The 8,444-nt window shown below is 48.0% G+C and carries 5 protein-coding genes; 3 read left to right on the forward strand and 2 right to left on the reverse strand.

Annotated elements, in window-relative coordinates; all coding sequences use genetic code 11:
- Window positions 1–90: 90 nt before the first annotated feature.
- On the reverse strand, window positions 91–483 hold the full coding sequence (locus tag ACR0P9_RS04405; protein ID WP_432617694.1) for an SLOG family protein: 393 nt from the start codon (window positions 481–483) through the stop codon (window positions 91–93).
- 186 nt (window positions 484–669) lie between these two features.
- On the opposite strand from ACR0P9_RS04405, the gene spoIVB reads away from it, so the two are divergent.
- Together spoIVB and spo0A are read left to right on the forward strand one after the other, a co-directional pair.
- The gene (spoIVB, locus tag ACR0P9_RS04410) at window positions 670–1,665 is read left to right on the forward strand and encodes a SpoIVB peptidase (RefSeq protein ID WP_432617696.1); all 996 of its coding nucleotides are present in this window, start codon (window positions 670–672) and stop codon (window positions 1,663–1,665) included.
- 311 nt (window positions 1,666–1,976) lie between these two features.
- Window positions 1,977–2,753 (forward strand): sporulation transcription factor Spo0A, encoded by a 777-nt coding sequence (spo0A, locus tag ACR0P9_RS04415; protein WP_432617698.1) that lies wholly within the window; start codon window positions 1,977–1,979, stop codon window positions 2,751–2,753.
- Window positions 2,754–2,791: 38 nt separating this feature from the next.
- On the opposite strand, the gene ACR0P9_RS04420 is transcribed toward spo0A, so the two are convergent.
- On the reverse strand, window positions 2,792–4,501 hold the full coding sequence (locus ACR0P9_RS04420) for an LTA synthase family protein (protein WP_432617700.1): 1,710 nt from the start codon (window positions 4,499–4,501) through the stop codon (window positions 2,792–2,794).
- A gap of 1,285 nt (window positions 4,502–5,786) precedes the next feature.
- On the opposite strand from ACR0P9_RS04420, the gene polA reads away from it, so the two are divergent.
- The gene (polA, locus tag ACR0P9_RS04425; RefSeq protein WP_432617702.1) at window positions 5,787–8,414 is read left to right on the forward strand and encodes a DNA polymerase I; all 2,628 of its coding nucleotides are present in this window, start codon (window positions 5,787–5,789) and stop codon (window positions 8,412–8,414) included.
- Window positions 8,415–8,444 lie beyond the last annotated feature (30 nt).

The following is an 8,444-nucleotide window of genomic DNA, read 5'->3' on the forward strand; positions in this document are numbered from 1 at the left end:
TATCTCGCGGATTAAAAGTAAATGTAAACCAATACAAAACGGACAGAGGCATGACGCTTCTGTCCGTTTTTTCATAAAAATAGAATAAAATTATAGCAGCCAGCCATCGTCCTGGCCAAACAGTGTTTTGACGAGTTTTCCATCCCGAATCAGCAGGACATGTACCGGTGTGTATTCGTGGACGCAATTGACAATGACATGCGCCGCGCCGCGCGATTCCCCGTCCCATAAAACAAGCACGGCATCACTGTACCGAATGATGGACAGATTGCGCTGCAATGGCGCAGACTTATGATGGACTTGATAGTCTGGGCGGAAAATTTTCATCGGCAAATGATTGCGGCGAGCGTACTCCTCCGCCAATTCATCGGCACCAGCAGCACCGCCGGATACAATTTCACTGGTTCCACGCGGCATATAACGCTCCAAAATTGGATAGGCATCTTTGGTCACCGAACGGGAACCGACAATGGCAACTCGCATAACAAACTCTCCCCAAACAGACGTTCTGCTTGTACTATACCATAAATTAAAAATGGGTTCAATATCCGCGCGTGGTTTGGTTCGAGAAATCTGCCTGTGTATACAATGGCTGGGCATTCCGCCAGACATCTATATGGATAGTTTTTGTGTGCGGCGGAAAATCTAAAGAAGAAGGGAGAGGATGCGATGAATAGACGGAAAACGTATTGGTGTGGTGTCGTGGCGGCGATACTGCTGATAGGTACGGCACAGGCAGCAGATGTCATTCCTTTGGGAATTCCGGCGGGCGTGCGGATGACAGCAGAAGGCGTAGTCATTTCCAGCATGACAGAAATTGATACGCCGGCGGGTGCTGTATGCCCTGGAGAGGAGGCAGGACTGGAAACAGGAGATATTTTGCAGACGGCAAACGGCGTAGGGATTGATTCCAGTGAAACCTTGGCGGATGTTGTTCACAACAGTGAAGGCAAGCCGATAGAGCTGGTTGGGTTGCGCGGAGAGACAAATATTTCGGTCTCTGTGCAGCCGGTGCAGAGCACATCTGGTGATGGATACCAGATTGGACTGCTGATTCGGGATAGTATGGCGGGCATTGGTACGCTCACGTATGTCGATCCGAAAAATGGCGATTTTGGTGCGTTGGGACATCCGGTTACAGACGTTGACAGCGGTGCGCGCCTGCCGCTGGAGACTGGTTCCATTATTCCGGCACAGGTGGTTCGTGTCGAAATGGGAACGGCAGGGAAACCGGGAGAGTTGATTGGCACGTATGATTTTTCGACGGAACTAGGAAAATTGGAAGATAATACGGCACGCGGTATTTTTGGCACGTTGACAGATACTAGCCTGTATGCAGGACAATCGACTGTCTCTACCGCAGAACCGGAAGAAGTGCATACGGGAGATGCGGAGATTCTCTCCTGTGTTTCCGGTGCACAGCCGAAACGCTATGCAGTTTGCATTGAAAAAGTTACACCGGACGCTTCTGACTGCCGGAATTTGTCTCTGCGCGTGACAGATGAGACGTTGTTGGAAACGACTGGCGGCATTGTGCCGGGAATGTCAGGTTCTCCAATCATACAGGATGGCAAGCTGATCGGTGCAGTTACCCATGTACTTGTTAATCATCCGGATCGTGGGTACGGCATTCTCATAAACAATATGCTTGATGCGACAGGATAAATAGAAAAGAATCGGGGCGCGGCGCTTGCAGCTGCGCCTCGAATGCTGTCTATATTAAAATTAGCAAAATATAAACATATCTGCGAATTCGCATGACAAAATATCGCACGAAAATATTCGCGTATCACGGAGAAAAATGACAAATAAACTAAAAATATTGCTTATTTGCTTTGCATATGTTGAAAATGGGCGAAATGTTTTTATGAAGAAATGAGTAAAATTCATTGTCTTTTCTGCGAAAATGTGATACGCTGATACCGCCGGAAAACGGTAAATTCTAACGAAAATGCTGGAAGGCAGGGAATGATAACATGGAGAACAGGATTCGTGTATTGATCGCTGATGAAGATAAGGAATTTCGCGCCGTGCTGCGGGAAACGTTGTGTGCGGATGAGCGGATTGAGGTCATCGGGACATATGGGGATGGAAATGGATTGGTGCAGCGTATCATCCAAGATGCACCGGATGTTGTGCTGATGGATTTGATTTTGCCGGGTGCAGACGGTCTGTTGGTTTTGCGGGAGCTTAATGAGGCAGCACCGGCGAAGATGCCGGTCATCTTTGTGCTGAGCAGCTTTGCATCGCAGGAAACCATGCAGGAATGCAATGCGCTGGGAGTCAGCTTTTATCTGCGCAAGCCGGTAGAACTTCATGCACTGGTACAGCGGGTGTGCCGCTATGGCGGACAGCGGGGATATATGCGCACGGCTGCTGTGCGTGTGCCGAACGAAGAACTGGAAATTGAAATGCGTGTGACGGACATTATTCATCAAATTGGTGTACCGGCGCATATCAAGGGATACCAGTATCTGCGTGAAGCTATCATTATGACGATTCATGATATGGAGGCAATCAATGCGATTACAAAGGTATTATATCCAACTGTCGCAAAAAAATTCAAAACAACGTCTTCTCGCGTAGAGCGAGCAATCCGACATGCCATTGAAGTTGCTTGGGATCGCGGGGATGTGGACACGTTGCAGGAGTATTTTGGTTTCACTGTGTCAGGGACAAAGGGAAAACCAACCAATAGTGAATTTATTTCGATGGTTGCGGATCGTCTGCGGTTGGAGTTGAAAATTGGCTGAAAAAAAGAGCCGAAGAAGATTGTCTCTTCGGCTCCTAGTCAGCGATGATAGTAGTCGCTGGATAATATTTGATTGTTTGCCGTGAGATAGCGTGCGGTTAGCGTGTTCATAGATGTGATTTCAGCCTGTGAAATCGTCTGTTGGGGGAAGGTGTAAACAACAGAACCATTTTGATACACAGCGCGGTCTGTGATCCAACTGCCGTCGCTGAAAATGGCATAGCCTGCATAGGTGCTATCGAAAATGTCGTGGCCGAGATAGCCGGAGCTGTCCATGCCAAATAGATTGAGCAGTGTTGGTGCTAAATCAGCAGTATTGCATGTTTTGGTCACTGTCATTGGCTGCATGTCTGTGGACCAGATAAAGCACGGTGTGCGCTCTAACAGCAGATCGGTGTCTACTTGGGATAATTCCCGCACACGCTGCTGATTGGTCATCGTGTACGCGTAGTGATCGGTTACGCCGATAATAACCGTGTTTTGCAGCAAATCTCGCTGCTGCAGCTCTTGCAGCAGTTGCGCAAAAAAATCATCCAGTAAGTGGATTTTTGCGTAATAATAGTTGACTTCGGAACAGCTGTCGCGATTGGCATACTGCGGATATTTCTGCATGGCATATGTCCCGACAGAATCACCGTCACCATACGGCATGTGCGCGTTGCGCGAAATCACAAAGTTGAAAAACGGCTGATCTGTGGGCAGCAGCTTCTCTTTGAGTGCAGGATTTGTCAAAACAAAGCTGTCCTCGTATAGCTCGCTAGAAAACGGATTATCTGTATAGTCCATATAGCTAATGTACTGCTTGTAACCCATGGCGGGATCCATCACACCGCGGCTGTAAAAAGATGGTCTGTTGTAATGAAACGCGTTGGCGGTGTATCCGTTCGCACGAAACCGGCTGGGCAAACTTTCGGAAAAATGATTATCTTGATAGGCAGTGACGAGTTTTCCGTCGGTCGGAGAAAAGATGCCAGTATTCATTGCAAATTCCGAATTGAATGTGCGGGCACTACCGTATAGCGGTGTGTAAAAATTGGTAAATTGGATGCCCTCTTGCATCAATCGCGTGATTGTCGGCGCAGAATCTGGGGTGATGGTCCAATCATCGGCACTTTCCATCAGGACGAGAATCACATTTTTGCCGCGCAATGTACCGGCCATATCGTTGGTTGCGCCGGAACTGCCATATGCATTCAAATAAGCAGAGACCTCGGCACGATCTTTTCCTTGCTGTGCATCGGAATGGCAGAGCATTGGCTCAAGAAAGTGAGCAGAGACATCATATAAGGCTGTTTGGTATAATCCGTTTGCCTGATATGTGCTGTAGGCGTCATAGGCTGTGCTTGCCGGTGTCTGGTACGACAACAGCGAAGCGGCAGTCAGTGTACCGAAGCAAATACACAGTGCGCGCGTGCGGCTGGAGTGTGTGCGCGGACGCACAAGACATGCCAGCACGAGGAAAAGAAGCATACCAACAGCGCCGATGAGAAAACCAAGGGACAGATAGGAAAACAGAGAGTTGGCGAACGCTGCACCATCACGCAGGTAAGCAAGGTCGCGCAGCCATAACAATCGTTGAAAAATGCGATAATATCCGGCTTGTACGAGAGAATAGCCGATGACAAGCAGACCAATGCCTGCGCCAAACAGGCGGGCGGCTGTCTGCGGAAGTAAAGACAGCAGTGCCGTGCCAATTGCTGCCCAAACGGCAGAATGCAACAGCGGCAGAACTGCTGTTGTGTCGCTCATATGGTATAAAAATACTTCTGGCGTAAAAAATAAAAGCCATGGTATTGCGTACAGTCGAACGAAGCGAGAAAGCGACAAGATTTCACCTTCTTTTCCTAAGGATAGTTGTATTATAAACGATTTTTGCGCGCAACGTCAACGCGGAAGAAAAGCGAAGCACGGCTTGACGAGAAAAGACTGTCGTGCTATAATATAGCCGATGAATGAGGAAATCATCAACCAGAAAAGACACAAAGCGAAACCCCCAGTAGTTGCCGCTACTGGGGGTTTCTATTTACTTTTACGGAGTAATCAACCGAGGCTCATTATCGCCGTTTTACTTCCAACCGTCGAGCCATTTGCATATGTAATGGGAAATTACACTTGCCACAACTGCGAGAAGCAATGAGGAAATCCATTCCATCGAAGACACCTCCCTTCCGTCACTGGTTTGTGCCGGAAAAAGGCGGTAACAGAACTATTATATCAGATCATTTCCAAATATCAACAGAAAACGCGTACAGCACTGCTTGACGGAGCGAAGCGAGAATGCTATACTACAAATAGGCAAAGGTAGAAATGTATTGCCATTCAGAACAACAGAGCGAACCCCCTAGCAGGTCCCAACTGCTAGGGGGTTCTTCTGCTTTTACGGAGCAGTTAACCGAGGTTAGTTACCGGATTTACTTCTTTCCGTCTAACCATTTGCATATGTAGTGGCTGGCTACACCTGCCACAACGGAAAGAATGAAGGTAGAAATGCTTTCCATTCAGAGCACCTCCTCTCTGTCACGGATTGCGCCAGATTGGAGCGGTAACAGAACTATTATATCAGATCATTTTCAAATATCAACAGAAAACGCATACAGCACGGCTTGACGGAGCGAAACGAGAATGCTATACTACAAATAGGCAAAAGGTGTTAAGTATGCCATGTGGAAACACAGAACAAAACCCCTAGCAGGTCGCGACTGCTAGGGGTTTCTTCTGCTTTTACGGAGCAGTCAACCGAGGCTCGTTACCGGATTTACTTCTTTCCGTCCAACCATTTGCAGATATAGTGGCTGGCTACACCCGCCACAACAGAAAGAATAAAGGTGTTAAGTACCTGCATGTTGAAACACCTCCTCTCTGTCACAGATTGCGCCAGATTGGAGCGGTAACAGAACTATTATATCAGATCATTTCCAAATATCAACAGAAAAGGACAGTTCGCAATGAACGGTCCTTTTTTCTTTCTACACCTAGTAAATTCTTGTGTATTCATGGTATAATAAACAATTAGGAAATGAATGGAGGACATGCAATGAAGCTGATGGCAATAGATGGCAACAGCATACTCAATCGCGCCTTTTACGGTGTGCGTTTGCTGACCAACCACGAAGGATTGTTTACAAATGCCGTATATGGCTTTTTATCCACGCTGTTCAAATTACAGGACGAGCATAAGCCGGACCGCATTGTTGTATGCTTTGACGTCAGAGAAAAAACATTTCGTCATAAAGAATATGCGGATTATAAGGGAACACGAAAGGGTATGCCGGATGAGTTGGCGCAGCAGCTTCCGCTCATTCGTGACGTGCTGGATGCCATGGGCATTCCTTATATGGAAAAGGCAGGATTTGAAGCGGATGATTTGCTGGGAACATTGAGCCAGCAGGCGAATGACAACGGAGATACCTGCTTGATTGTCACGGGAGATAAAGACTCGCTGCAGCTGATTGGCGGCGGTACCAGTGTGCTGCTGTCCATCACACGCAAAGGTCAGACGACGATTACCGAATATACCACGGAGGTTTTTCGCGAACAGTATGGATTTGATCCCATTCATATGATTGATCTCAAGGCACTTATGGGTGATACTTCCGATAATATTCCTGGCGTGCCGGGCATCGGAGAAAAGACAGCCATGGGATTGATTCAGAAGTTTGGTTCTGTGCAGGCGGTCTATGACAATATTGACGATCCGTTTATCAAAAAAGGACAGAGAACCAAATTGCTGGACGGAAGAGAAGCAGCGGATAAGAGCCTACATTTGGTTACCATCGTCCGCGATGTCCCGCTGGAGCGCAAGGTGACAGAACTGCCGGAAATGCACATGGATGAAGCGGCGCTGTACCGACTGTTTACGCGATTAGAATTCAAAAATTATATTACCCGATTGGGACTGCACGCACCGGAAGAAGACGCTGTTCCCAAAAAAGAAATCATTCGCAAGGAGCTGCACAGCGGCGAAGCATTGTTTGCCGCCATTGCAGATAAGCCGGAGCTGATTGTCACTGCACCGCATTCATTGGAAGCAGTATGTGTACTTGCAGAGGACACGGCGTATTTGCTGTGTGCTGACCAGGTGGGAACAGAGGGCTGGCATACGGTTTTGCAGCAGCTGTTTTCCGGAAAATATCCGCTGACGGTACACGATGGCAAGCCATATCTCTTAGCTCTGCTCAGAGAGGGAATAGAAGCGGCAGATTTTGTCTGTGATACAGCACTCGGTGCCTATTTGCTTGATCCATCTGAATCCAGCTATAGTTTGGAAAAAGTCGCACTTGCGTATTTAAATCAAGAACTGGCACCTGTCTCTGATTATGAAGCGGAGGACGCGTTCTCTCCGTTGGGCGGGCGCGAAACCGCGCTGCGCACGCTGGCGGATCACGCTGCCGCTGTGCAGGAAATGGCACAGGAAATTGTACGAAATGTCAAAAAACAAGGCATGTATGACTTGTATCAGAACATTGAATTGCCGCTGGAAGGCGTGCTTGCTTCGATGCAGTTTTACGGCTTCCAAGCGGATGCAGATGCACTGCGTACCTTTGGTGATGCGCTGACACAGCGTATTGATGCATTGACAGCGGATATTTATCGGGAAGCCGGTCGAGAGTTTAATATCAATTCGACCAAAATGCTTGGACAGATTTTGTTTGAAGAGCTAAAACTGCCAGTCATGAAAAAGACAAAAACGGGATATTCCACCAATATTGAGGTGCTGGAAGCACTCAAGGGCTATCATCCGATGGTTGGTATGGTGATTGAATATCGTCAGCTGACCAAACTACGCTCGACATATGTAGACGGCTTGCTCAAGGTGATCGGAGCGGATGGACGCATTCATTCGACGTTCCAGCAGATGGTGACAGCGACTGGACGGCTCAGCTCGACAGATCCGAATTTGCAGAATATTCCGGTTCGCACAGAACTTGGCAGTGAGCTGCGGCATATGTTTGTGGCAAAACAGGGATGTGTCCTTGTCGATGCCGACTATTCGCAGATCGAGCTGCGCGTGCTCGCAGATATAGCAAATGACGAGACGATGATAGAGGCATTCCGCAGCGGTACGGACATTCATGCGATGACGGCATCACAGGTGTTCCATGTGCCGATAGAAGAAGTGACGGCTTCTATGCGTCGTTCATCTAAAGCGGTTAACTTTGGTATTGTATATGGCATTTCGGGATATTCACTGTCCAATGATATTGGCGTTTCCGTCAAGACAGCAACGGAATATATTAACAATTACTTGGCGGTATATCACGGTGTGCGCGAATATATGTCGCGCATCAAGGAGCAGGCGAAGGAAGAAGGCTTTGTTCAGACGACATTTGGACGCAAGCGTTGGCTGCCGGAGCTGAAATCCAAGAACACCAATATTCGCAAGCTGGGTGAGCGCATGGCACTCAATACACCGATTCAGGGAACCGCGGCAGATATTATCAAAATTGCTATGCTGCGTGTGTATCGCAGACTCAAGACAGAAAACATGCAGAGCCGCCTAGTATTGCAAGTCCATGACGAACTGATTTTAGAGACGCCGGAGCAGGAGACAGAACAAGCAAAGCGCATTCTCAAGGAAGAGATGGAAGCCGCTTGCCAGCTCAAAGCTCCGCTCACAGTTGATGTATCGTCTGGCCACGATTGGTATGCGGCGAAGGGCTAAAGCCATGATTTTATTTGTAGACTATAATGA

The sequence above is a fragment of the Butyricicoccus sp. genome (assembly GCF_050872565.1).
Taxonomy (GTDB): Bacteria; Bacillota; Clostridia; order Oscillospirales; family Butyricicoccaceae; genus Butyricicoccus_A.

What these genes read in the sequence shown, in the direction of transcription:
- spoIVB (WP_432617696.1), top strand. Translation starts at nt 670, where the DNA reads ATGAATAGACGGAAAACGTATTGGTGTGGTGTCGTGGCGGCGATACTG.
- polA (WP_432617702.1), top strand. Translation starts at nt 5,787, where the DNA reads ATGAAGCTGATGGCAATAGATGGCAACAGCATACTCAATCGCGCCTTT.
- ACR0P9_RS04405 (WP_432617694.1), bottom strand. Translation starts at nt 483, where the DNA reads ATGCGAGTTGCCATTGTCGGTTCCCGTTCGGTGACCAAAGATGCCTAT.
- ACR0P9_RS04420 (WP_432617700.1), bottom strand. Translation starts at nt 4,501, where the DNA reads ATGAGCGACACAACAGCAGTTCTGCCGCTGTTGCATTCTGCCGTTTGG.
- spo0A (WP_432617698.1), top strand. Translation starts at nt 1,977, where the DNA reads ATGGAGAACAGGATTCGTGTATTGATCGCTGATGAAGATAAGGAATTT.